This is a genomic window from Lentzea sp. HUAS12, from assembly GCF_024125735.1.
Taxonomy (GTDB): domain Bacteria; phylum Actinomycetota; class Actinomycetes; order Mycobacteriales; family Pseudonocardiaceae; genus Lentzea; species Lentzea albida.
In genome coordinates, this window is sequence record NZ_CP099738.1 from 4295072 (window position 1) to 4317841 (window position 22770).

General features: G+C 69.4%; 25 protein-coding genes. 20 read left to right on the forward strand and 5 right to left on the reverse strand.

Annotated elements, in window-relative coordinates:
• Positions 1-15 precede the first annotated feature (15 nt).
• Positions 16-378: a DUF4406 domain-containing protein gene (locus tag ND450_RS18965; RefSeq protein ID WP_253327394.1), complete on the reverse strand. Its 363-nt coding sequence runs from the start codon at positions 376-378 to the stop codon at positions 16-18.
• Positions 379-427: 49 nt separating this feature from the next.
• On the opposite strand from ND450_RS18965, the gene ND450_RS18970 reads away from it, so the two are divergent.
• Positions 428-1168: a DeoR/GlpR family DNA-binding transcription regulator gene (locus tag ND450_RS18970; protein ID WP_253327395.1), complete on the forward strand. Its 741-nt coding sequence runs from the start codon at positions 428-430 to the stop codon at positions 1166-1168.
• Here the strand turns inward: ND450_RS18970 and ND450_RS18975 are convergent.
• The gene (locus ND450_RS18975) at positions 1158-2300 is read right to left on the reverse strand and encodes a HEAT repeat domain-containing protein (protein WP_253327396.1); all 1143 of its coding nucleotides are present in this window, start codon (positions 2298-2300) and stop codon (positions 1158-1160) included. The genes ND450_RS18970 and ND450_RS18975 overlap by 11 nt on opposite strands.
• Before the next feature lie 97 nt (positions 2301-2397).
• Here ND450_RS18975 and ND450_RS18980 point away from each other — a divergent pair, with 97 nt between their 5' ends.
• The 10 genes from ND450_RS18980 to ND450_RS19020 all read left to right on the forward strand — a co-directional run bounded on the left by ND450_RS18980 (position 2398) and on the right by ND450_RS19020 (position 12949).
• The gene (locus ND450_RS18980) at positions 2398-3711 is read left to right on the forward strand and encodes a cytochrome P450 (RefSeq protein WP_253327397.1); all 1314 of its coding nucleotides are present in this window, start codon (positions 2398-2400) and stop codon (positions 3709-3711) included.
• Between the two features lie 476 nt (positions 3712-4187).
• Positions 4188-6698, forward strand: a complete 2511-nt coding sequence (locus ND450_RS18985; RefSeq protein WP_253327398.1) for a hypothetical protein — start codon at positions 4188-4190, stop codon at positions 6696-6698.
• Complete coding sequence (locus tag ND450_RS18990) at positions 6695-7156, forward strand: hypothetical protein (RefSeq protein WP_253327399.1); 462 nt, start codon at positions 6695-6697, stop codon at positions 7154-7156. The genes ND450_RS18985 and ND450_RS18990 overlap by 4 nt, the downstream gene beginning before the upstream one ends.
• A complete protein-coding gene (locus ND450_RS18995; RefSeq protein WP_253327400.1) occupies positions 7123-7596 on the forward strand; it encodes an alpha/beta hydrolase family protein in 474 nt (157 codons plus the stop codon). The genes ND450_RS18990 and ND450_RS18995 overlap by 34 nt, the downstream gene beginning before the upstream one ends.
• A complete protein-coding gene (locus ND450_RS45740; protein WP_256557536.1) occupies positions 7597-7725 on the forward strand; it encodes a hypothetical protein in 129 nt (42 codons plus the stop codon).
• 249 nt (positions 7726-7974) lie between these two features.
• Positions 7975-9696: a S8 family serine peptidase gene (locus ND450_RS19000; RefSeq protein ID WP_253327401.1), complete on the forward strand. Its 1722-nt coding sequence runs from the start codon at positions 7975-7977 to the stop codon at positions 9694-9696.
• A gap of 67 nt (positions 9697-9763) precedes the next feature.
• A complete protein-coding gene (locus ND450_RS19005; protein WP_253327402.1) occupies positions 9764-10402 on the forward strand; it encodes a hypothetical protein in 639 nt (212 codons plus the stop codon).
• A 16-nt stretch (positions 10403-10418) separates the two neighbouring features.
• On the forward strand, positions 10419-11321 hold the full coding sequence (locus ND450_RS19010; protein WP_253327403.1) for a LysR family transcriptional regulator: 903 nt from the start codon (positions 10419-10421) through the stop codon (positions 11319-11321).
• A gap of 68 nt (positions 11322-11389) precedes the next feature.
• On the forward strand, positions 11390-12385 hold the full coding sequence (locus ND450_RS19015; RefSeq protein ID WP_253327404.1) for a YeiH family protein: 996 nt from the start codon (positions 11390-11392) through the stop codon (positions 12383-12385).
• 30 nt (positions 12386-12415) lie between these two features.
• Positions 12416-12949, forward strand: coding sequence for a cysteine dioxygenase family protein (locus ND450_RS19020; protein WP_253327405.1), 534 nt, complete (start codon positions 12416-12418; stop codon positions 12947-12949).
• Here the strand turns inward: ND450_RS19020 and ND450_RS19025 are convergent.
• A complete protein-coding gene (locus ND450_RS19025; protein ID WP_253327406.1) occupies positions 12936-13550 on the reverse strand; it encodes a TetR/AcrR family transcriptional regulator in 615 nt (204 codons plus the stop codon). The genes ND450_RS19020 and ND450_RS19025 overlap by 14 nt on opposite strands.
• 37 nt (positions 13551-13587) lie before the next feature.
• Between ND450_RS19025 and cysD the strand changes: the two genes are divergently transcribed.
• Genes cysD through ND450_RS19060 form a run of 7 tightly spaced genes read left to right on the forward strand, consistent with a single transcriptional unit; the run spans position 13588 to position 20130 of the window.
• On the forward strand, positions 13588-14511 hold the full coding sequence (cysD, locus tag ND450_RS19030) for a sulfate adenylyltransferase subunit CysD (protein ID WP_371927730.1): 924 nt from the start codon (positions 13588-13590) through the stop codon (positions 14509-14511).
• Positions 14511-16286 (forward strand): adenylyl-sulfate kinase, encoded by a 1776-nt coding sequence (gene cysC / locus ND450_RS19035; RefSeq protein WP_253327408.1) that lies wholly within the window; start codon positions 14511-14513, stop codon positions 16284-16286. The genes cysD and cysC overlap by 1 nt, the downstream gene beginning before the upstream one ends.
• A gap of 59 nt (positions 16287-16345) precedes the next feature.
• Positions 16346-17401 (forward strand): DUF1214 domain-containing protein, encoded by a 1056-nt coding sequence (locus tag ND450_RS19040; RefSeq protein ID WP_253327409.1) that lies wholly within the window; start codon positions 16346-16348, stop codon positions 17399-17401.
• Positions 17398-18537, forward strand: coding sequence for a sulfotransferase (locus tag ND450_RS19045; protein ID WP_253327410.1), 1140 nt, complete (start codon positions 17398-17400; stop codon positions 18535-18537). The genes ND450_RS19040 and ND450_RS19045 overlap by 4 nt, the downstream gene beginning before the upstream one ends.
• Positions 18537-19316: an SDR family oxidoreductase gene (locus ND450_RS19050; protein ID WP_253327411.1), complete on the forward strand. Its 780-nt coding sequence runs from the start codon at positions 18537-18539 to the stop codon at positions 19314-19316. The genes ND450_RS19045 and ND450_RS19050 overlap by 1 nt, the downstream gene beginning before the upstream one ends.
• Positions 19313-19768, forward strand: coding sequence for an SRPBCC domain-containing protein (locus tag ND450_RS19055; RefSeq protein WP_253327412.1), 456 nt, complete (start codon positions 19313-19315; stop codon positions 19766-19768). The genes ND450_RS19050 and ND450_RS19055 overlap by 4 nt, the downstream gene beginning before the upstream one ends.
• Positions 19769-19815: 47 nt before the next feature.
• Positions 19816-20130, forward strand: a complete 315-nt coding sequence (locus ND450_RS19060; RefSeq protein WP_253327413.1) for a hypothetical protein — start codon at positions 19816-19818, stop codon at positions 20128-20130.
• Here the strand turns inward: ND450_RS19060 and ND450_RS19065 are convergent, their stop codons facing one another.
• A complete protein-coding gene (locus ND450_RS19065; RefSeq protein ID WP_253327414.1) occupies positions 20131-20724 on the reverse strand; it encodes a TetR family transcriptional regulator in 594 nt (197 codons plus the stop codon).
• Positions 20725-20843: 119 nt separating this feature from the next.
• On the opposite strand from ND450_RS19065, the gene ND450_RS19070 reads away from it, so the two are divergent.
• Positions 20844-22058, forward strand: coding sequence for a cytochrome P450 (locus ND450_RS19070; protein WP_253327415.1), 1215 nt, complete (start codon positions 20844-20846; stop codon positions 22056-22058).
• Positions 22055-22249 (forward strand): ferredoxin, encoded by a 195-nt coding sequence (locus ND450_RS19075; RefSeq protein ID WP_089919376.1) that lies wholly within the window; start codon positions 22055-22057, stop codon positions 22247-22249. The genes ND450_RS19070 and ND450_RS19075 overlap by 4 nt, the downstream gene beginning before the upstream one ends.
• A 46-nt stretch (positions 22250-22295) precedes the next feature.
• On the opposite strand, the gene ND450_RS19080 is transcribed toward ND450_RS19075, so the two are convergent.
• Positions 22296-22763, reverse strand: coding sequence for a cupin domain-containing protein (locus tag ND450_RS19080; protein WP_253327416.1), 468 nt, complete (start codon positions 22761-22763; stop codon positions 22296-22298).
• Between the last annotated feature and the right edge of the window lie 7 nt (positions 22764-22770).

Sequence of the window (22770 nt, forward strand, 5' to 3'; positions counted from 1 at the left end):
GTCCCCCGTCCCCTCCTAGGCCGCGCGGTACCCCGGCACGTCCTCCACCCGGTGGTACACCGGCAACCCGCGTTCCCGCGCGATCCGCACGTCCTCGTCCGCCCCGGCCGACTCGCCGGGCAGCCGCAGCACCGCCTCGCAGTGCCGCAGCAGTCGCTCGGCCGTCGGGTACATGATCTCCGAAGCGATCGGGTCCGTCGGCGAGCTCCCGCCCGCGCCGCGCAGCACCGGCAGCGCGACCCACTCGCCGATCATCGGCACGTGCCCGCTGCGAAAGAGCGGCCACGCGGCCTCCTCCAGGCATTCGAGGTTGCGCGCCATCAGTTCGGGGTCGTCCCCGGTGCCCGAGCGGTAGGGGCCCGCGATCAGAATCAGCATGACCCCGACCATAATGTGCAAGACTCGGCAAAAACAAGGAGAAACGTGCATGCTGGCTGCCCAACGCCGTGACCTGCTGCTCGAACGACTGCGCACCGACGGCCGGATCGTCGCCAAGGACCTCGCCGCCGAAGTCGGCATCTCCGAGGACACGATCCGGCGCGACCTGCGTGACATGGCGGCGGCGGGTCTCTGCCAACGCGTGTACGGCGGTGCACTGCCCGTATCGCCCGCTATCGCCGACTACGCCACGCGTCAGGGCGTGCAGGTCGATGGCAAGCAACGGGTCGCACGGGCGGCGGCTGCGTTGGTCGAACCGGGCAGCACCGTGATCCTCGACGGCGGCACGACCACCCTTGCCGTCGTGCGCGCCCTACCGCTCGACCTGCGCGCCACGGTCGTCACGCACAGCCCGACGATCGCGAGCGCGTTGGAAGAACATCAGGACGTCGAGGTCTATGTGATCGGCGGGCGGCTCTTCAAGCACTCGATGGTCGCGTGCGGTGCCGCTGCCGTGGAGGCCGCACGGGGCGTGCACGCGGACCTCTTCTTCCTCGGTGTCACGGGCGTGCACCCCGACGCGGGCCTCACGACCGGCGACGCGGACGAGGCCGCGATGAAGCGCACGCTCGCCCACCAGGCCGCGGACACCTACGTGCTGGCCAGCTCGGAGAAGATCGGCACGGCCTCGCGGTTCACCGTGCTGCCGTTCGCCGACGTCGCCGGGGTGATCACGGACGCGGACAACGAGACCGTGCGCGCGCTGGAGGTGCCGGTGATCAGGTGCTGATCCGCAGGAAACCCTTGGGAGAGCCGTGGTCGCGGCCGCACTGGGTCAGCGCGAGCACCCCATGTCCCTCGACGTCGCCCTCGAAGTACGTGGGGTCCACCGAGAGTTCGCCGGCCACGTCGGTGGCGTAGATGTCGTCGAGGTCCTCGTTCTCCTCGCTGAGGTCGTGCGGCAGGCACCAGCCGTTCTCGACCTCGAGCTCGCCGATCTGCTCGTCCTCCTCGAACGCGTCGTAGTAGCGGACGATCTCCCCGTCCTCGGCGATGCACCACGCCGTCCAGCCGTCACCACAACTCATGCCGTAGTAGTGCGTCTCGCCGAAGACGGCGCTCAGCACCGCGCAGATCTCCTGCACCGAACGGGTTCCGTGCTCGAACGGCTCGCCGAACACGAGCGTCCAGCCGTCCCACGCCCCCGTCACGTAGACCCTGGCGCACCGGACGTGCTCGTCGTCCTTGGACCAGGCGTGGTGGTCGTTGTTCCACGCGTCGGCGCCCAGCACCCTGGTCACCGGCACCGGGTCGTGCAGGCCGCAGACGCCGAGCACGGCCGCCTGGTCGTCCGTCCTGATCGCGTACCAGCCGCCGCACAGGTGCATCTCGTCGACGTCGTACGCCTCGTCCTCGATCTTGTACCGGACGAACCGGTCGACCACCCTGCGGTCCTGCGGCAGGAACGCGTCGGGGCCGGCGACCTCGGCGATGCCGACGAGGGCACCCCTGCGCAGCGCGCCCTTGGCCGTGCGGCGGGTCTCCTGCAGCAGTGGCAGCACTTCCGGACCCATCGTGCCGAACGCCCACAGCGCTTCCCTTTGCGCGTGATGGTCCTCGTCGGCGAGGAGCGGCAGGAGTTCGCGGGAGTACCGCAACGCCTTCTCGCCGCGGAACATGCTCGCGGCCGCCCGCCGGATGCCGTGGTGCGGGTGGCCCAGCAGGCCGGCGTAGAGCTCGTCGTCCGCCGCCAGCAGGGAGAACACCCGATAGCCCTGCCGCACGACGTCGCCGTCCTGCGCGGTCGTGAGCAGCTCCACCAACCGGCCGAACGTCGTGATCCCGTGCTCACGCGTGAAGTCGCCGGCCTCGGTCCTCCAGCGGTCGTCGTCCATGCGGTCGAGCAGCGCCCGGATCTCCATGGCGGCGCACCCTATCGCGCCGTCCCAAGTGGACTCCCGAATCGCCCGGACGGCCGAGGCCTTGACTCCCGGCGGCCCCCTGGGCACGCTGCGAACCGTGACGAGCCTGGCTGAGCAGCACGTCAAACCCGCGGTGCGCTGGAGCATCGGGCACGCCCTGCCGCGTGCCGTGCTCCGCCTGGCCGCCCGCCGCGGCGACCTGCAGGGCCGCATCACCGTCGAGGCCTCCACCGGCGCCGACCTGACGGGCCTGTTCGACGAGATCCGCGCCCGCGGCCCGCTGGCCGCCACGCGCATCGGCCACACCACGACGCGGCACGAGGTCGTCAAGGCTGTCCTGTCCGACGACGCGTTCGTGACGGCCCGCCCGCGCTTCGGCGCCGGCGTCCTCGGCAAGCTCGCCGCGTGGTCGTCCACCGAGGTCTTGCACCCCGTCCAGCCGCCGTCGCTGCTGGCCGTCGAACCGCCCGCGCACACCCGCTACCGCAAGCTCGTCACCCGCGTCTTCACCGCCCGCGCCGTCGAACAGCTGCGCGTCCGCACCCAGGAGATCGCCGACGAACTGCTCGACGACCTGGACCCGTCCAGCCCGGTAGACCTGATCGAGGCGTACTGCGGCCTGCTCCCGGTCACCGTGATCAGCGAGATCCTCGGCGTGCCGGCGCAGGAGCGCTCCACCGTCCTGGCCCTCGGCGCGGCCGCGGCACCGTCGCTCGACCTCGGCCTGTCGTGGCGGGTGTTCCGCGACGTCGAGACGGGCTTGAACTCGTTCGACGACTGGCTCTCCCGCCACCTCGACGCGCTGCGCGCCCACCCCGGCGACAACCTGCTGAGCCGCCTCATCACCGCCCGCGAGGACGGCGAGGGCCTCACCGAACGCGAGCTCAAGGCCACCGCGGGCCTCGTGCTCGCCGCCGGTTTCGAGACCACCGTCAACCTGATCGGCAACGGCATCTCGTTGCTCACCAAGCACCCCGCGCAACTCGAAGCCCTCCGCGCGGACCCGTCGCTGTGGAGCAACGCCGTCGACGAGGTCCTGCGTTACGACCCGCCCGTCCTGCTGACGGGCCGCCTGTGCGCCCGCGACACGACGGTCGCCGGGGCTCCGGTGCGGCGAGGCCAGCTGGTCACGACCGTGCTCGCCGGCGCGAACCGCGACCCGTCCGTCTTCGAGAACCCGTCGGCGTTCGACGTGACCCGCCCGAACGCCCGCGACCACGTCTCGTTCGGTGCGGGCCGCCACTACTGCCTGGGCGCCCAGCTCGCGCGCATGGAGGGGGAGATCGGCCTGCGGACGATCTTCGACCGCTTCCCCGGCCTGACGACGCTGCCGGGCGCGCACCGCCGCCCGACCCGCATCCTGCGCGGCTTCGAACGCCTGCCGGCGGTGCTCACCGAGCTCGGCGGGTGAGCGCGGACTCGGCTGCAGCTCTGGTCGCTCGCGCAGGCCGACGAGGAGTTCGAGCGCATCAACACCGAGGCGCAGGGCCGTTTCCGCGCGGGGCCGACCTGGCTGATCCGCGCGGTCGGAACACACCCGCGAGACGTGGGACTTCTACTTCGAGACCACCGACCTCACCGCCGCGGAACTCGACGGTGTGCGGTACATCGATGAGGTGTTGCAGCAGCAGGACATCGGCATCGTGGAGAGCGTCCAGCACGGGATGCGCACGCCGACGTTCGCCCAGGGGCGGATCGTCTACGGCGGGAACCGGGCCGTCCGAAGACGGCGTGCACCACTTCCACAGCCTGCTGCTGCAGGTCTGCAGAGCAGCTCTGTAACGCTCTCCGCGGCCATGACGAAGTCGAATAGTCGGCCGACTATTCGAGGAATGGCAGCTCATGCAGAGGGCGCGAAGAACGCTTCGACTCTTGTTCTCCCTCTTGATGCTGGGCGTCCTGGCGGGTTCCGCCGGCTGGCTGGAAGATTCCATTACAGGTGGCAATATCTGGGCTTGGGACGTCGAGAGACAGCTTGCGGGCGACAGATCACTGCGTGATGTCTTCTACCACGACGGCGACAACAGCGGCGTTAGAGTGGTCGTCTCCTACTCCAACGATCTTCAGTGCGTCGAGCGGACGCGGGAATTGCGACGGTCCTGGAAGACGTCGTTCACAGTGAACCGCCAGGGCGCTTCCGCACGTGTCGATGCCACGTTCGAACTAGTGCTCGCCACTCACGATCCGGTGCTCGATTGCCTGCGCAGCCTGAACTTCGTCAGCGACAAGGAGTTCGTGAGAAACCACTTCGGTCTCATCGCCGTGCGCAGCAGCGAGGAGGCCACGATGGAGCCGTCAGCCATCGCCATCGCGGTCGACAGCAGTACGAAGATGGCACGTGTCACTGCAGTCTCCAGCGCCACTGTGCCACTTGGAGCGGTCACCGTCAAAATGCGCAAGGCGACCAATGAGTGGCGCAACGCTCTCGAACTCGGTGAGGTTTCGATCCGGACCGAGCAAATGAAGATCACTCGCGTTGATGGCGCAACGGTACGGAGCCAGGACCACACCACTGCGACTTACTCGTTCGTCCACGCGCAGTCGCCGATTGTTTTTTCGGTTTCCCCAGACGGCCTCCCAGCGCCAGACGTACCGTACGTGCCGTCCTCCAAGAAAGCAAATGACCCGAAAACTTTGCTTCTCTTCCCATTGTTGGCACTTTTTCCCTGGACAAGCTTCCTCGTGCTTTCCAGGAAGGAATACTCACCTCAGCGGCACACGGTCAGACACCTGTTCGGATGGCTGGTTCTGAGCGTTTTCGTAGCAGGCGGTCTCACGACGGTGATAAATCTCGGAGTCAAGAGCCTGATTTTTGTCATAATTTTCGTCGCAGTACCCACAGCACTGGTTCTTGCGTTTCATCGCACCGAACTGACGCCACGGAAGTTCAGCGCCACCCTCACCACGGTCGTGGCACTCGGAACGATGGCCTACGTCGGCCTCGATCAGTTCGACCACCCAGGGACGTACGGAAGGGTGATGATCGCCTTCGGAACAGGCCTTCTAGCATCGATTTTCATCCCCTCGTTCAGAAGCTGGCGACATAGCCTGCTGTTCGGCGCGATCTGCCTGACCAGCGTCATTTTCTTGCACCACATAGATTTCCCCCAGGGATTCCTTGCACCGGTCGGGCTGATACCGTGGGCCATCGCGGTATACGTCGGCCTGCGAAGGTGGGGCAGCGGACGGGCGGTGGCCACGGCTGGGCTCTTCGCCACACTGGCATGTATGTCACCGATCCATTTGTTGCTGTACAACTGGAGGATTCTGGATCTCCACGCGATCGCGTTCACGGCGAACTTCAGCACGTCCGAGCTGTACATCGCCGAGCATATGCTGGTCGCGAGCGGCTATGTCCTCCTGGCGTACTTGGCCAGACTGCTGTGGCGAGCCCGGGATGATGCCGACACAGTAGGCACAGCTCTTCCCAGAGCCGCCGGGATCGCTTTGCTCCTGCCCGTCTGGATCTCGTGGGCACCGGTTTCCGTCGATGTCTTGAGACTGATGCTTTTCATCGCTCTCATGGCCTGGCTCATCAGGAACGGCCCCAATGCGAAGCGGCTCGCTCTCGTGAGTCCGCTGGCCCACGCGCGACTGCTGCGCCTCGACACCTACCGGCGCAGCATGCAGGAATACGCCACCGCGCACCACCGAGCAGCAAGAAGCAAAGTGGCCGGGCACGACGTGACACCGCAGGAAGCGATGGCCGCGCAGAGGACCCTCGACGTAGGGGCTGGTCACTTCCGTCACCTCGACGGGCACAAGGTCGGGCTGACACAGGCCGCGCAGGGTTCCGCGGCAGGCCGAAGCCTGACGCACAACGCGCGGTTCGGCGCGCTGATCGCCGCGGTGATCAGCCTGCCGTCTGTCGTGTACGAGATGTGGCCGGCAGTCACCGCGACGATGAGCAACCTGTACATGTTCAAGGAGTGGTCACCGCTCATCCTGGTCCTCTGGGGCTCGTACTGCCTCCGTTGGATCGTGCTCGGCGCGATCTTCGGATACTTCTACCCCGCTGTCCGAGGTGCCACTCCGCTCACCAAGGCGATGGCACTGCTGCTCGTGGTACTGCCGGCCGAGATCCTGGCCATCGATTTCAGCGCACCGATGCGCGCTCTTGCGCTGGCGGTGGGGATCAAGGCCGGGTTCACCCTGGTGTTCTGCCTGTGCCTCGGCCTGGCGTGGGAATGGTGGCTCACGCGTGCGGCGAACGTGCGGTGGGGGCGCATTCGCGACTTCACCCGGTTGAAGTCGTTCCTGGTCCCCGTGTCGACGGTGGTGATCGCCGGCGTCACGGCGCTCGCAACGGGCTTCGCCGGGGCAGCGGTGACCGGCGTGCTGCAACAACCGAGCCAACTCCCGGGCCAGTCGGTGAACCAGGTACAACCGCCCAAGTGACGACCGGCCACCAATGGCCGGTCCCTGGCCTGGTCCTCCCACCAGGCCGAACACCAGGATCGCGGCTGTCAGTCCGATTCCGCACCGCCACCAGGCGCGGTGCGTTCCTGATCACCGCCCTGACCGCCGCCACGACGCTGTCCGGCCCCCAGGCCAAGGCCGACGAGGCACCACCGCACCTAGCGAATGCCTTCGGCCTCACCGTCACGAGCCAGCCGAGGTGGGTCGACGAGAACCGCCGCATCTTCGTCTTCAGCGTGTCCACGAACGAGGTGCCCACGCCGCCCCTCCTCCAGGGCCAGGAGCCCGGCCGGCACGCCATCGTCGTCACGCTGCCCGCCGACTACGACACCAACACCCGTTACCCGGTCCAGTACTACCTGCGCGGCCACCCGGACCGCCCCGACTCCCCTGGAACCAGCGCGTGGTCGAGAGGGCGACCGAGAACGAGGACCTGATCACCGTGCAGCTCAACGGGAGCGGCCGCGGCTGGTACTCGAACTGGGTCAACCCCGGTGCGGCCGGGCCGCAGAACTGGGAGACGTTCCACCTGGACCAGGTGATCCCGTTCGTGGACACCAACCTGCGCACGAAGGCCGACCGGGCGAACAGGGCGGTCGCCGGGCACTCGATGGGCGGGTTCGGGGCGTTCCACTACGCCGAGCACCGGCCCGAGCTGTTCAGCCACGTCGGCAGCTTCTTGGGAGGCCTCGACATGCGGAACTCCGAGGTGCGCGCCGCCGTGACCACCACTCTGGTCAACCCCGCGTCGGGCATTCCCACCGTGAACGCGGACGCCGTGTTCGGGTCGCCGATCTGGCCGTTCGACGGCATCTGGAACGCGCAGAGCCCGGCGCACCACGTCGAGAAGCTGCGGGGCATGGGGGTCGCGCTGTAGATGGGGAACGTCGGCGACCTGACGGTCAATCCGATCCAGGCCGTGGTGGAGAACCGGGCGAGGGAGCCGGCACTGCTCACGGCCGCGCACCTCCGGGCCGCGGGCATCGGGTTCCACTTCTCCCTCTAAGACGACGGCAGCGGGTGGGCTCCGGGCTGCACGGGCGAGCACGCCGGGGAGGTGCTTGCAGGCCGACGTGAACCACTTCGTCGGGCTGCTCACGCGACACGCCTGACGTGCGACGTTCGTAGTAAGCCGAACGGGGCATTTCCGGAACCAGGCGTCCCGATTCCCTCCTGACCTCCTCTAATGACTCTGACGGGCCCCTGCACCCGCGCGACGTGCGCGGGCGACGCCCGCTTAGGAGTTGGAGGAATCGTGTTCCTGGGTTCACGATCACGCCTGCGCGCCGCGGTCATCGCCGCGGCCGTGGGCGCCGGTGTGCTGGCGGCGGCCACCCCCGCCGCTGCCGCGCCCGCCGCAGGTACGCGCAGTTATCTGGTCATCACGGCGCCCGGTGACACCGCCGGTGCCAAGACGGCCGTGAGCGGCAACGGCGGGACGGTGTGGTCGAGCTTCGACGCCATCGGCGTCGTCGTCGCGCATTCGAGCGCCGCGGACTTCGCCGCCAAGATGCGCGCCACGGCCGGTGTGCAGAAGGTCGGTGCCACCCGCACGAGTGACGTTCCGGCGGAGGCGGCGAACCCGCCGGTTCCCACCTCGCCGTCGCAGGCCACGCCGGCGACCGGGGAGCCGGTGCGGGCGGACATGAGCCAGATCGGCGCTGACAGGGCGTGGGCGGTCAACACCGGGTCTTCCAGTGTCACGGTCGGTGTGCTCGACACGGGCGTTGACGACCTGCACGCCGATCTCGCGCCGAACTTCGACTCCGCCAACTCCGCGTCGTGCGCTTACGGCAAGCTCGACACGCGCACCGGGTCGTGGCGGGACACCGGGTCGCACGGCACGCACGTGGCCGGCACGATCGCGGCCGCCAAGAACGGCCGCGGCATGGTCGGTGTCGCTCCCGGCGTGAAGGTGGCGTCGGTGCGCATCGCGGAGAAGCCGAGCGGGTTGTTCTTCCCCGAGAACACCATCTGCGCCATGGTGTTCTCCGGTGACCGCGGCTTCGAGGTGACCAACAACAGCTATTACACCGACCCGTGGTTGTTCAACTGCCCGGACAACGCCGACCAGGACGCGATCCTCGAGGGCGTGAAGCGCGCGGTGGCGTACGCCGAGGGCAAGGGCGTGCTCAACGTCGCCGCGGCGGGCAACGAGAACTACAACCTGGCGAACAAGTCGAGCGACTCCAGCAGCCCCAACGACTCGACCCCGGCGACGCGCACGGTCACCAACTCCTGCCTGAGCGTCCCGACCGAGGTCTCCGGCGTCGTCAGCGTCGCGTCGATCAACTCCAGCAACGCCAAGTCGTCGTTCTCGAACTTCGGCACCGACAAGATCCACGTCGCGGCGCCCGGCGACAGCGTCTACTCGACGATCCCCGGTGGCCGCTACACCACCATGTCCGGCACGTCGATGGCCTCCCCGCACGTCGCGGGCGTCGCCGCGCTGCTCAAGTCGACCAACCCCACCGCGACCCCGGCGCAGCTGCGCGCGCTGCTCGCGACCCAGGCGGACGACCTGAGCTGCACCGACAGCCGGTGCAGCGGCACGACGGCGAAGAACAACTTCTTCGGTGAGGGCCGCGTCGACGCGTTCGCCGCCGTCGACACCGGCACGACCCCTCCCGGCGGCGGGTCGTTCGAGAACACGAACGACGTGGCCATCCCGGACGCGGGCGCGGCCGTGAGCAGCTCCATCACGGTCTCGGGCATCACGGGCAACGCCCCGGCGACGTTGAAGGTCGACGTCAACATCGTGCACACCTACCGCGGTGACCTGGTCATCGACCTGATCGCCCCGGACGGCACCGCGTACCGCCTGAAGGCCTCGAACAACGACTCCGCCGACAACGTCGTGGCGACCTACACGGTCAACGCGTCGAGCGAGGTCGCGAACGGCACGTGGAAGCTGCAGGTCCAGGACGTGGCGCGGCAGGACACCGGCTACATCAACTCCTGGAAGCTCACGTTCTGAAAGGCATTCGGAGGAACCTCGGCCGGCACGGCTAACCCAGGTCCCCACTCGCGGCGATAGCAGTGACGTGGAACCCGATCTGTGGTCGTCGGCCGCCGAGGCCCTCGACGAGCACGAACACGCCCTCGTCACGGCACGGCTCGCGGGCGCGATCCTCGGCCCCGGCCAGACCGGACGCCTCGCCCGCGGTGAGCGCGACGTGGTGTTCCTGTTGCCGGACCGCCTCGTGTTCGTGCGCCCGGAGCCGTTCTGGACCGGCTCGTACGAGCGCGAGCAGGTCGAACGCATCATGCTGGCCGCCGGTCACGTCCAGTTCGACGTGACCGGCGGTGACAGCCTCGAGTTCTGGATCGACACCGACCTCTCCCCCGCCGAGCCGTTCGTGCGGGAGGCGGAGGCCTGGCTGGCGCCGCGCAAGAGCTCCGGCAACGGCGCGGTCGTCGGATTCGGGCTCGCGGTGGTCATCGCCCTGCTCTTCGTCTTCGTGCCCGCGGACGGCTCGCCGTCGAACGGCGGGCTGACCGTCCGGTCGAGTTGCAGCGACTTCCTGCGGGCCGGTCTGGAGGAGCAGATCGAGCTGCTGCGGCGGGTCTTCGCGCAGGTGGGCATGGCCGACGAGGCGGAGAAACCGGCGACGCTCGAGACGACCCGCCGGCACTGCGAGAGCAACGGCGGCACGCTCGACGCGTTCTTCTCCGGCAAGTGAGCCTTACGCTGCGGGAATGTTCGACACCCGGCAGTTGGAGGTCTTCGCGACGGTGGCGAGGACCGGATCGTTCAGCGCCGCCGCGCGCCTGCTGCACTGCACCCAGCCCGCCGTCAGCCAGCAGATGCGCGCGCTGGAACGGCAGGTGGGCGGGCCGCTGTTCGTGCGGACGGGCCGGGGCCTGCACCTCACCGAGGCCGGGCGGATCCTGGCGGAACGCGGGTCGGACCTGCTCGACCGGCTGGCGACGACCCACCAGCAGGTCAGCGCGATAGCGACGCACGACATCGGCACGATCCGCATCTGCGCCTTCCCCAGCGCCAACGTGTCCCTGGTGCCCGCAGCGGCCGCGATCCTGGCGGAGGAACGCCCTCAGCTGCGGCTCGAGCTCGTCGAGGAGGAGCCGCCGGACTCGTTCGCCCTGCTCCGCCGCGGTGAGGCCGACCTGGTGCTGAGCTTCAGCTACCTCGACGAACCGCAGGACGAGGCCACCGTGAACGGCATGCTGAGCGTGCCGTTGCTGCGGGAGCCGCTCGCGTTGCTCGTGCCCACCGGCCACCGGCTGGCCGGGCGTGAGCGGGTGTCGCTGACCGAGGCGGCGGAGGAACGCTGGATCGCCGGTTGCGTGCGCTGCCAGCGCGCGTTGCACCAGGCGTGCGAGAAGGCGGGCTTCGTCCCGGACATCACCTGCTCGACCGACGACAACCTGGCCATCCAGAGCCTCGTCACCGCAGGTCTGGGCGTCGCGCTCGTGCCGAGGCTGCTGCTGTCGTTCCTGCAGCACCCCGGCCTGACGGCGATCGAGGTGGAGTCTGCGGCGCAACGGCTGACCGCGCTGTACACCTGGCCGGACCTCATCCGGCTGCCGATCATGCGCGCCACGGTGGACGCGTTGATCTCCGCGTCGGCCCAGGCATAAGCGCGGCTTATAGGCCCCCAACAAATGGCCATCTACTGCGCATAGCCCCTGCTCGCCATCGTGGTGGCATGGGCATCGTCAGGACCACTCCGCGCACCGCCGACTCGGTCCTGCCCGGCCTCGCGCTGGTCGGAGCCGGTGTCACGGTCGCGATGGTGGTGTCCTGGCTCTTCCCGTCGGTCAGCGCGCTGACCATCGCCGTGCTGCTCGGCGCCGTCGTCGCCAACGTCGTGACGCTGCCGGCCTCGGTCACGCCGGGCGTGAAGCTCGCGGGCCGTCGCCTCCTGCGCCTCGGTGTGGTGCTCCTCGGGCTCAAGCTGGTCTTCCACGACGTGCTGAAGCTCGGTTACGAGATCCTCGTCCTCGCGGTGGTCGCCGTGGTGGTCACGTTCGTCGTGACGCGGTGGCTCGGACGGGTGCTCGGGGTGGGCGAGGGCCTGTCGTTGCTGATCGCGACCGGCTTCTCGATCTGCGGCGCCTCCGCCGTGGCCGCGATGAACAGCGTCCGGCAGCAGGACGAGGAGGACGTGGCGAAGGCGCTCGGCCTGGTCACGCTCTTCGGCACCGTCGCGATGTTCGGCCTGCCCGCGTTGTTCCCGCTGACCGGCCTCACGCCCGCGCAGTACGGCGTGTGGGCGGGTGGCAGCGTGCACGAGGTCGCGCAGGTCGTGGCCGCCGCCGGACCGGTGAGCGGTGCCCTGGCCATCGCCGTCGCGGTGAAGCTGACACGGGTCGTGCTGCTCGCGCCCATGCTCGCCGCCGTGAGCTTCGCCGAACGCCTCAAGTACCCGACCTCGGGCCAACGCCCGCCGATCGTGCCGCTGTTCGTGCTCGGCTTCCTCGCGATGGCGGCGGTGCGGGCGACCGGCCTGCTGCCCGACGTCGTGCTGTCGGCGGCGACGTTCGTCGACACCGTCCTGCTGGCCGCGGGCATGTTCGCGCTCGGCACGGCGGTGCGCCTGCGCTCCCTCATCCGCTCCGGCCCGGCCGTGCTGCTGCTGGGCCTGCTCTCGACCACGGTGATCGTCGTGCTCGTGCTGACCGGCACGGTGTTGATCGGCTGATCTCCCCGTTCCTCGGAGGAGGACCCGCTCATGACGCACAGCCTGCTCTCCCCCACGGCCACGCTTCTCGTGGGCTCCCTCCGCGCCGCGATCGCCCGCGGTGGCGACGACGAAACCGTTGCCGCACAGGTGGCCCGCACGCTGGAAGGGCACCTCACCGACCCGTTCCTGCTGAGCGCGGCGCAGCGCGAGCCCGACCCGAACGCCTACCGCCAGCACGTCCTGCACGTCGAACCGGACGGCAGCTTCTCGGTCGTGGCGCTCGTCTGGTTACCGGGCCAGGAGACGTGCATCCACGACCACGTGTCGTGGTGCGTGGTCGGCACTTACGTGGGCGAGGAGGAGGAAACCACCTACCGGCTGCGCGGCGACCGGCTGATCCCGTTGCGCGTCAACAAGACCCCGGAGGGTGTGGCGTCCTACCTCGTGCCGCCGGGCGACATCCACAAGGTGTGCAACAACTCCAGCTCCGTCGCCATCTCGATCCACGTCTACGGCGCCGACATCGGCATTCTCGGCACGAGCATCCGGCGCCGCTACGACCAGCCCGTCAGCGGGCGATGATCCCCCGCTCGATCGCCCCCGTGGCGAACGCGACCAGCTGAGCCGGCTTGACCCGGTTGATCCGCGCGCCCTGCAGCAGCAGGTCGTCCGCGAGGCCGATCAGCGAGTCCCAGACCCAGTGCGGCAGCGCGGGGTCGTCGATCAGCTCCTGGCCGCTCGCCGACGCCGTCTCCTCGAGAGCCTTGGCGAGGGCCTTGAGCGTCTTGCGGTAGTCCTGGGCCGAGTTCGCGGCCTCCTTGCCGCGACGGCCACCGGAGAGCACCTTGGCCTCCCACTGCGCGGCCGACCGCCCGAACCGCCGCCAGAACTCGGTGACCTGCGGCTCGACCTCCTTCAGCACGCCCGCGATGCCGAGGGTGCGGTCGACGGACGCGAGGGTGCGCCGCAGTTCGTCCAGGCGCCGTTCCATCAACGCCGCGAAGACGTCCTCCTTGCCGGAGAAGTACTGGTAGACGGTGCCGGAACTGACGCCGGCGCCGACCGCGATCGCGCGCATGGTCAGGCCCGCGTACCCCTGCTCCTCGAGGATCCGCTCGGCGGACGACAGGATGTCGCGCCGCCTGCCCTCCGCGTCACCCCAGGCGGTCTGCTCGGTGCTCACGCGTCCAGCCTAACTTGAACAACGTTCAGAACGCATATTGAACGTTGTTCGTTTTGCTCCTACCCTCGGTGACGTGGACCACCTCGACCACCTCGAAGCCGACAGCATCGACATCTTCCGCGAGGCCGTGGCGGAGAGCGCGCGACCGGTCCTGCTGTACTCGATCGGCAAGGACAGCTCGGTGCTGCTGCACCTGGCGCGCAAGGCCTTCTACCCGTCTAAGCCGCCGTTCCCGCTGCTGCACGTCGACACCACGTGGAAGTTCCGGGAGATGATCGCGTTCCGCGACGCGACGGCCGCCGAACTGGGCCTGGAGCTGATCGTGCACCGCAACCCGGACTGCGTGGCGGCGGGCATCAACCCGTTCGACCACGGTTCCGCGGTGCACACCGACCTGTGGAAGACCCAGGGTCTGCGGCAGGCGCTGGACGAGCACCGCTTCGACGTCGCGCTCGGCGGCGCGCGGCGGGACGAGGAAGCCTCCCGCGCCAAGGAAAGGGTGTTCTCGTTCCGCACCGCGCAGCACCGCTGGGAGCCGAAGGACCAGCGGCCCGAGCTGTGGCGGCTCTACAACACGCGGGTCGCGCCCGGCGAGAGCATCCGGGTGTTCCCGCTGTCGAACTGGACCGAGCTCGACGTGTGGCGCTACGTCGAACGGGAGCGGATTCCCGTGGTGCCGCTGTACTTCGCGGCGTCACGCCCGGTGGTGGACCGCGACGGAGCGCTGATCATGGTCGACGACGACCGGATGCCGTTGCACGAACGACCGCGCCACGAACTGGTCCGGTTCCGCACGCTCGGCTGCTACCCGCTGACGGGCGCGGTCCGCAGCGGGGCCCGCACGGTCGCGGAGATCGTCGAGGAGATGCGCACCGCGACGACGTCGGAGCGGCAGGGGCGGGTGATCGACCACGACTCGAGCGGGTCGATGGAGCGCAAGAAGCGGGAGGGTTACTTCTGATGGAGCTTCTGCGGTTCATCACCTGCGGCAGCGTCGACGACGGCAAGAGCACGCTGATCGGGCGCCTGCTCTACGAGTCGAAGCTGCTCTACGCCGACCACCTGGCGGCGCTGGAGGCGGACTCGCGGCGGGTCGGCACGCGCGGCGGCGACCTGGACTTCGCGCTGCTCGTGGACGGTCTGGCCGCCGAACGCGAGCAGGGCATCACGATCGACGTCGCCTACCGGTTCTTCGCCACGCAGGCACGGCGGTTCATCGTCGCGGACACGCCGGGACACGAGCAGTACACGCGCAACATGGTCACCGGCGCGTCCACGGCCGATGCGGCTGTCCTGCTGCTCGACGCGCGCAAAGGCGTGCTCAGCCAGACGCGGCGGCACGCGCGCATCGTGTCGTTGCTGGGCATCCGGCACGTGGCCGTGGCGGTGAACAAGCTCGACCTGCTGGGCTACTCGCGGGACGCCTTCGAGCAGGTCGGAGCCGAGTTCCTGGAGTTCGCGGCGGAACTGGACCTCGACGAGGTCACCTGCGTGCCGATGTCGGCGACCGAAGGTGTGAACGTGGTCGGTCGCGGCGGTCTCACGCCCTGGTACGACGGCCCGACCTTGGTGCAGTGGCTGGAAACCGTGAAGCCGCCGACGCGGCGGGACGGCCCGGCCCGGTTCCTCGTGCAGTGGGTGACCAGGCCGGACGCGACGTTCCGGGGCCTGGCCGGGCGCGTGCTGGACGGGACGCTGGCACGGGACCAGGAGGTCCGCCTCGGCCCGCGCACCACCAGGGTGGCCAGGATCGTCACGATGGACGGCGACCTGGAGGTGGCGCCGACCGGCTCGTCGGTCACGGTCGTGCTGGCCGACGAGGTGGACGCGAGCCGCGGTGACGTGCTGGGCGACGCCGCGGACCCACCCCGTGTCGCCGACTCGTTCCAGGCGAAGCTGGTCTGGCTGCACGAGACGGGATTGCTGCCCGGCCGGCAGTACCTCGCGAAGATCGGCGCGCGCACGGTCGGGTTCACCGCGACGAAGGCGTTGGCTCTCAACGAGATCGGCGTCGACACCGTGCACTTCGACGCGCCCGTGCCCTTCGAGGGCTACCGGGCGAACCGCGACCTCGGGTCGTTCATCGTGCTCGACCGGCTGTCCAACGCCACGGTCGGCGCCGGGATGATCGACTTCGCGCTGAGCCCGGCGAACGTGCGCTGGCAGGAACTGACCGTCGACAAGAACGCCCGGATCGCGCGCAACGGGCACCGGCCGTGCGTCGTGTGGCTGACCGGGCTGTCCGGCGCGGGCAAGTCCACGATCGCGGACCTCGTCGAGAAGGCGCTGCACGCCGAGGGAAGGCACACGTTCCTGCTCGACGGCGACAACGTCCGGCACGGGCTCAACTCCGACCTCGGGTTCACCGACGCCGACCGCGTCGAGAACATCCGGCGCATCGCCGAGGTCGCCGCGCTGATGGTCGACGCCGGACTGGTCGTGCTGGTCTCGTTCATCTCGCCGTTCCGGGCCGAGCGGGCGCTGGCACGGGGCCTGGTCGAGGAGGACGAGTTCTGCGAGGTCTTCGTCGACACCCCGCTCGAGGTCGCCGAGCGGCGTGATCCGAAAGGCCTGTACCGCAAGGCGCGCAGGGGTGAGCTGGCGAACTTCACCGGCATCGACTCCCCCTACGAACCACCGCTCGATCCCGAGGTCCGGATCGACACGACGGAGCTGAGCCCGCAGGCCGCCGCCGACGCCGTGGTGGCACGGCTTCGCACGCTCGGCGTCTGTTGAACGTTGTCCAGAATCGTGTAGGTTCCGCTAGAACACGTTCTAACTTCGGGAGGCATCCGGTGCCGGACGAGGCGTGGTCGCAGTTCTGCCGGGCGTTGGAGAAGGCCGGTGACGTGGTGCTCTCGGACGGGGCGCCCGACACCCCGCTGGACCGCGCGGAGGGGTACCGGTACCTCGCGCGGCTGACCCGCGAGATGCTCTACTCCTGCCTGGACAACGCCGATCCGGACTTCCCGCGCTTCCACGAGCTCGACCTCGTGAAGATCGGCGCGGACAACCCGGACAACGTCTACCTGTCCGCGAACGTCCGCGGCGACCGCACGTACCGGATCACCGGCACCCGCGGCACCATCGCGTACTTCAGCATCGGCTCGAAGGCCAACCGGTACGCCAAGGACGGCACCATGGCGTCGACCGGGGAGCTGTCCGACGCCGACCTCGAGATCGCCCCGGACGGCACGGTCGAGATCATCGCGAGCGCGACCGAGCAGAGGGGCAACTGGCTCCCGCTCGCTCCCGACTCCACGGGACTGGTGGTGCGCCAGACCTATCTCGACCGCACCACCGAAACCCCCGGCTCGTGGCACGTCGAACAGGTCGGCGGCCCGGCCGAACCCGCTCCCCTGACGCCGGAGTTCCTCGCCAAAGCGTTGCGGCGGGCGGCTTTGTCGGTGCACGGCACCGCGGCCACGTTCGCGCACTGGACGCGCACGTTCATGGCGCGCCCCAACGAACTCCCCGACTTCGGCCAGGAGATGTTCCAGCGCGCGGGCGGCGACCCGGAGATCTTCTACCTGCACGGGTACTGGGCGTTGCGACCCGGCGAGGCGTGGGTGATCGAGACCGACGTGCCGGACTGCCCGTACTGGAACTTCCAGCTCGACAACTGGTGGATGGAGTCGCTCGACCACCGGCGCAGGATCACCGTCAACAAGCACACGGCGTCGCTCACCGACGGCCGGCTGACGATCGTCGTGGCCGCCGAGGACCCCGGCGTGGGCAACTGGATCGACACCTGCGGCCACACGTCCGGCACGGCGTTGCTGCGCTGGCTCGGCGCGTCCGAGCACCCCGTTCCGAAGTGCCGCGTGGTCGCACTGGAGGAGGTTCGATGACGGCGCTGAAGGTGCCGGACCTGATGGAGAAGGCCACGGCGAAGACCGGGCTCGCGGACTTCGGCGACGACTGGTTCCGCGAGCCGCTGGACGTGCTCGTGCACAGCCTCAACACCGAGGCCGCGTTGTCCCCACTGGGTTTCGAGCTCACCAGGCACCGGCTCACCGCACTGCTGTCCGACCGGCTGCGGCTGCGCGCGGTGCAGCGGTCGAACCCCGGGGTGCTCGACGTCGAGGTCCGCGTGGCCGCCGAGATCTGCGGCCTGCCGCGCACCGGGTCGACGCTGCTGCACCGGCTGCTGTCCGCCTCACCGCAGGTGACGTCCACGCTGTCCTGGGAGGTCGCCTACCCGCTGCCGTTCCCCGGCGAGGGCCCGGACGCGGAGCTGCGCAAAGCCCGCGCCCGGGAACGCATGCAGGTGTTCTCGCAGCTCTCCCCCGACTTCGGCGACCTGCACACCGTCGTGTGGGACGGGCCGGAGGAGGACGTGATCCTGCTGGACCGCACGTTCGTGTCGATGAGCTTCGACTCGTTCTACCGGGTGCCCACGTACGGCGACTGGCTGCGCTCCGCGGACCAGCACCCCGCCTACCGTGAACTGCGCGAGTGGCTGCAGGTGTTGCAGTGGCAGAACACCGCGCGCTCGCTGCCCTGGGTGCTCAAGTCACCGCACCACCTGACCGCCGTCGACACGGTGCTGGACGAGTTCCCGGACTGCAGGATCGTGATGACGCACCGCTCCCCGGTCAGCGCCGTGCCGTCGTACGCGTCGATGGTCCGCGCGATGTCCTCGCAGTACAGCGACGACGCCGACCCGGTCCACATCGGACGGTACTGGTCCCGCCGGTTCGCCAGGACGCTGGAGGGATTCGCCGCGGCCCGCTCCGCACGCCCCGACCGGTTCGTGGACGTGCGCTTCGCCGACACCGTCGGCAGACCCCTGGAGGTCGCCCGCGAGGTCATGACCGCCCTGGGCCTGCCTCCCGGTCCCGCCGACGACGAGGCGTTCGAGACCTACCTCGAGCAGAACCGCACCGAACGCCACGGCTCGCACTCCTACACCCCCGAGGACTTCGGCCTGTCCGAGGACCAGCTGCGCCGCGACTTCGCCTTCTACTCGGAGGTCTACCTGTGATGCTGCGAGACGAGGTCGTGCTGATCACCGGCGTCGGCCCCGGCCTGGGCTCGAAGCTGGCCGTCCGCGCCGCCGCCGAGGGGGCGAGGGTCGTGATGGCCGCCCGCTCGGCCGACGTGATGAAGCAGGCCGAGAAGGAAATCGGCGCGGCCGGCGGGGAAGCGATCGGCGTGCGGTGCGACGTCCGCCGCCCCGACGAGGTGGCCCACCTGGTCGAGACGGCCGTCGAGCGCTTCGGCGCCATCACCGGCCTGGTGAACTCGGCCTTCGGTCACCCCGGCTGGTTCGACCTGCTGGACACGCCGGAGAAGGCCGTCCGCCGCTCGGTGGACATCATCCTGTTCGGCGCCCTGAACGTGACGCGCGCGGTCGTGCCGCACATGAAGGCCGCCGGGCGCGGCTCGATCGTCAACGTGGGCACCATGACCACCCGCAAACCGATGCGGGGCGAAGGCGGCTACGCCGTCGCGAAGGCCGCGATGGCGACCGCGACCCAGTTCCTCGCCCTGGAGCTGGGCGAGCACGGCATCCGCGCCAACCAGGCCGTGCTGGGCTGGCTCGACGGACCCGGCGTGCGCTTCTACCTCAAGTTCACCGCCGAGGCGCGCGGCACCACCGAACAGGCCGTCTACGACGAGATCGCGGCCCGCAACCCGCTGGGCCGCATCCCGGCCGACGACGCCTGCGCCGGAGCGATCCTGTTCCTCTTGTCCCGCAACGCCTCCGAGGTCACCGGGGCCGTGCTGGACGTGAACGGCGGGGAGTACATGCCGGCATGAGCACACATCTGATCGAGTCCGTGGTCGTCGAGATCGACGCGCCCGCCGCGTTCGTGTGGGACGTGCTGCTCGACTACCCGAACTATCCACAGTGGAATCCCTACACGCTGGCGGTGACGACCACGCTGGCCGTCGGCTCACCGATCGACCTGACGCTGCCGCGCCCGGACGGCTCCGCGGGCACGTGGGTCAGTCGCGAGTACATCCGCGCGGTCGAACCCCCTCGGTTGCTGCGCTACGACACCGGGGACACGTTCCCCGGCCTGCTCGGCACGCGCGACCAGGTGATCACGCCGCTGTCCGCGGACCGGTGCGGCTACCAGACCTTCGAGACGTTCACCGGCAAGTACGCCGACGCGGTCTTCGCGGCCCAGGGCGACTACGTGAAGAACGGCTTCGACTCGGTCGCGCACGCGCTGCGGGATCGCGTGGTCTCGCTGCTCGGGGTGTGAGTAGTTGTACCGATGCCGTCTCCCAGGAGTGGCGGCACCCTCGACGTGTGACCGAAATCGACCGTGGCCGCCTCGCCGCACTGGCCGGGTTCGCCACCACCGCCGTCCTGCTGACCCTGACCGTCGTCGCCTTCCTGAACGACACCTTCGAGTCGTTCGGCTGGCGGGGTGGCGAATACGCCTACTCGTTCATCTGGATCGCCCTCGGCTCGGCCCTCGTCGGCCTGGTCGTGAAAGTCGCCGCACCGGCACCGTGGCGGTCGGCGGGAACGGGCCTCGCGCTGGCCGGTTCGGTCGGTGTGCTGGTCGTCATCGCACTGGTCGTGACGTTCATCTGGGCGTGGTCGAACATGTCGGTGTAGCTACAACATCTGCGAAAGGTCCCGCAGCGCGGTGGCGATCTGCTCCCGGTGCCCGTCCAGGGTCTCCGTGGTGACGCCGCCCGCCGCCGCCCGCGCCACCTCGTCGGTGGCGACCTTGAGCACCGCGCTCATCGACGCGGCCTGCACCCGGACGTCGAAGCCGTCGGACGGGCGGCCCAGGCGTTCCGCGAGCACCTCGGTGAGCGCGTCCTCCGCCCGTTCGCGCAGCATCAGGTAGGCAGCGCGCAACGCCCGTTCGCCGTGGGTGAGCCGCACGACCGAGAGGACCGCCTCGATGTCCTCGTCGGAGGCCGCGTCGAGCAACGGGCTGTAGGCCTCGCGCAGGTGGTCGATGAGGTCGATCTCACGCGGCCAGGCCCGCACGACGGCGCAGAACGCGTCCACCATCTTCGTGAGCAGCGGCTCGACGCAGCTCTCCTTCTGCGGGAAGTAGCGCCAGAACGTGCGCTCGGAGACGCCCGCGGCCTGCGCGATCTGCTCTCCCGACGTCGCGGCGACGCCCTTCTCGGCGAACAACCGGACGGCGTGGCGCGAGATGTCGAGGCGCTGACGCCGACGCTGCTCGTCGCTCACCGGCGGCCGTCCCCGGCGAGGCTTTTCTGTCGCAACGTCCGTCATCGGGCGATTCAAGCACGTCACCCGCCTGAGAACATTTATTGGCAGCATCTGCCATTAAGCGCTACGGTCGGTGCATGAGCATTGACGCAGAGCGCCTGACGCTACCGCTGCCCAGGCCGAACGTCCTCGAACTCGCTCCGCTCTACGAGGTGCTGCGACGTGAGGCGCCGATCGCACCCGTGACGACACCGGCGGGGGACCCCGCCTGGCTCGTGACCCGTTTCGAGGAGGTCCGCCTCCTGCTGGGGGACAAGCGCTTCGGCCGGTCCCACCCCGAACCGGAGAAGGCCTCCCGCGTCTCGACCGCCGCCGTCCAGGACGGGCCCACCGGTGAGTACGCGACCGAGGAGGCCGACCACACGCGCATGCGCCGCCTGCTCACGCCCGCGTTCTCCGCGAAGCGGATGCGGAAGCTGGGCGACAACATGGAGGAGCTGGTCGACGGCTACCTCGACGCGCTGGTCGCCGAGCACGAGCGGACCGGCGTGGTGGACCTGCACCACGGCCTCGCGTTTCCGCTGCCGGTTGCCATGATCTGTCGGCTGCTCGGGGTGCCCGAGGAGGACAACGAGAAGTTCGCGTCGCTGTCCGAACGCATGGCCGGCACCGAGATCGGTGACGAGGCGCAGCGGGCGCGCGAGGAGTTCATGCGGTACATGGTCGGTCTCGTCGAGGGCAAGCGCGGTGCGCTCGGCGAGGACGTGATCTCCGACCTCGTGCGCGCCCAGGCCGACGACGAGACGTTCGACTACGTGCAGATGGTCCGGCTCTGCGTCGGCCTGCTGTTCGCGGGCCACGAGACCACGGTCAACCGCATCGGCCTCGGCGTGCTGTTCCTGCTCACCGATCGCTCGCGCTGGGACGCGCTCGTCGCCGACCCGGACGGCCGCGTCGACGCGGTGGTCGAGGAGGTCATGCGCCTCGGCGCCCCCGGCGACCTCGGCCTGCTCCGGTACGCGCGGGAGGACGTCGACATCGCGGGCGTGACGATCCAGGCCGGTGACGCGGTGGTGCTCTCCATCAACGCCGCCAACCGCGACGCGACCGTGTACTCCGACGCCGAGGAGTTCAACCCGGACCGTCCGGAGAGGACGCACCTCGGCTTCGGCCACGGCGCCCACTTCTGCATCGGCGCCTCGCTGGCCCGCACGGAGCTGCGCGTCGTGTTCGCCGCCCTGGCCAAGCGCCTGCCGGACATGCGGCTCGCCAAGGAACTCGACCAGCTGCAGGTCCGCGCGACGCTCACCGGCGGCGTCGCGGAGCTGCCCGTCACCTGGAGGTCGGCGTGAACATCGTGGTGGACCAGGGCAAGTGCGTCGGGGCGGGCCAGTGCGTGCTGGCCGCGGACGACGTGTTCGACCAGCGCGACGACGACGGTCTGGTGGACCTGCTCGACGCACACCCGCCGGCCGAGCGGCTCGCGGACGTGAAGCACGCGGCCGCCGTCTGCCCGGCGTCGGCGATCGCCGTCTCGGAGTAGTGGTCCCGCGGTGCCGGACCGGTTCGCCGGTCCGGCACCGCCGGGATCAGACGAAGTACGAGTCGTGCTTGACCCGGAACGCGGTGAGGTCTTCCTCCGCGATGTCCCCGAGCCTCTCGAAGTACTCCTCGCGCGGCGCGCCGGGCGTGAACAGCAGCAGCATCTCGGCCGCCGCGTCGGAGTCGTTGCGGAAGGCGTGCAACCCGCCCTGCGGCACGTGCAGGAAGTCGCCCGGCCCCGCCTCGATCCACCTGTCGCCGTTGTAGAGGCGCACGACGCCGTTGAGGACGAAGAACGACTCGGAGATCGTCCGGTGGAAGTGGGTCGCCGGGCCGCCCGCCCTCGGTCTCATCATCACGCGGTACAGCCCGAACTCGCCACCCGTGGTGGCGGTGGTCGCGAGGTAGTGGATGCCGTCGCCCTCGGTGCCCTTGTCCGGCGGCGTGCTCGCGGGGCGGAAGCGCGCGTTCACCTCGCCGGTCTGTCCGAAGTAGACCTCTTCGGGATACGACAAGTCCCCT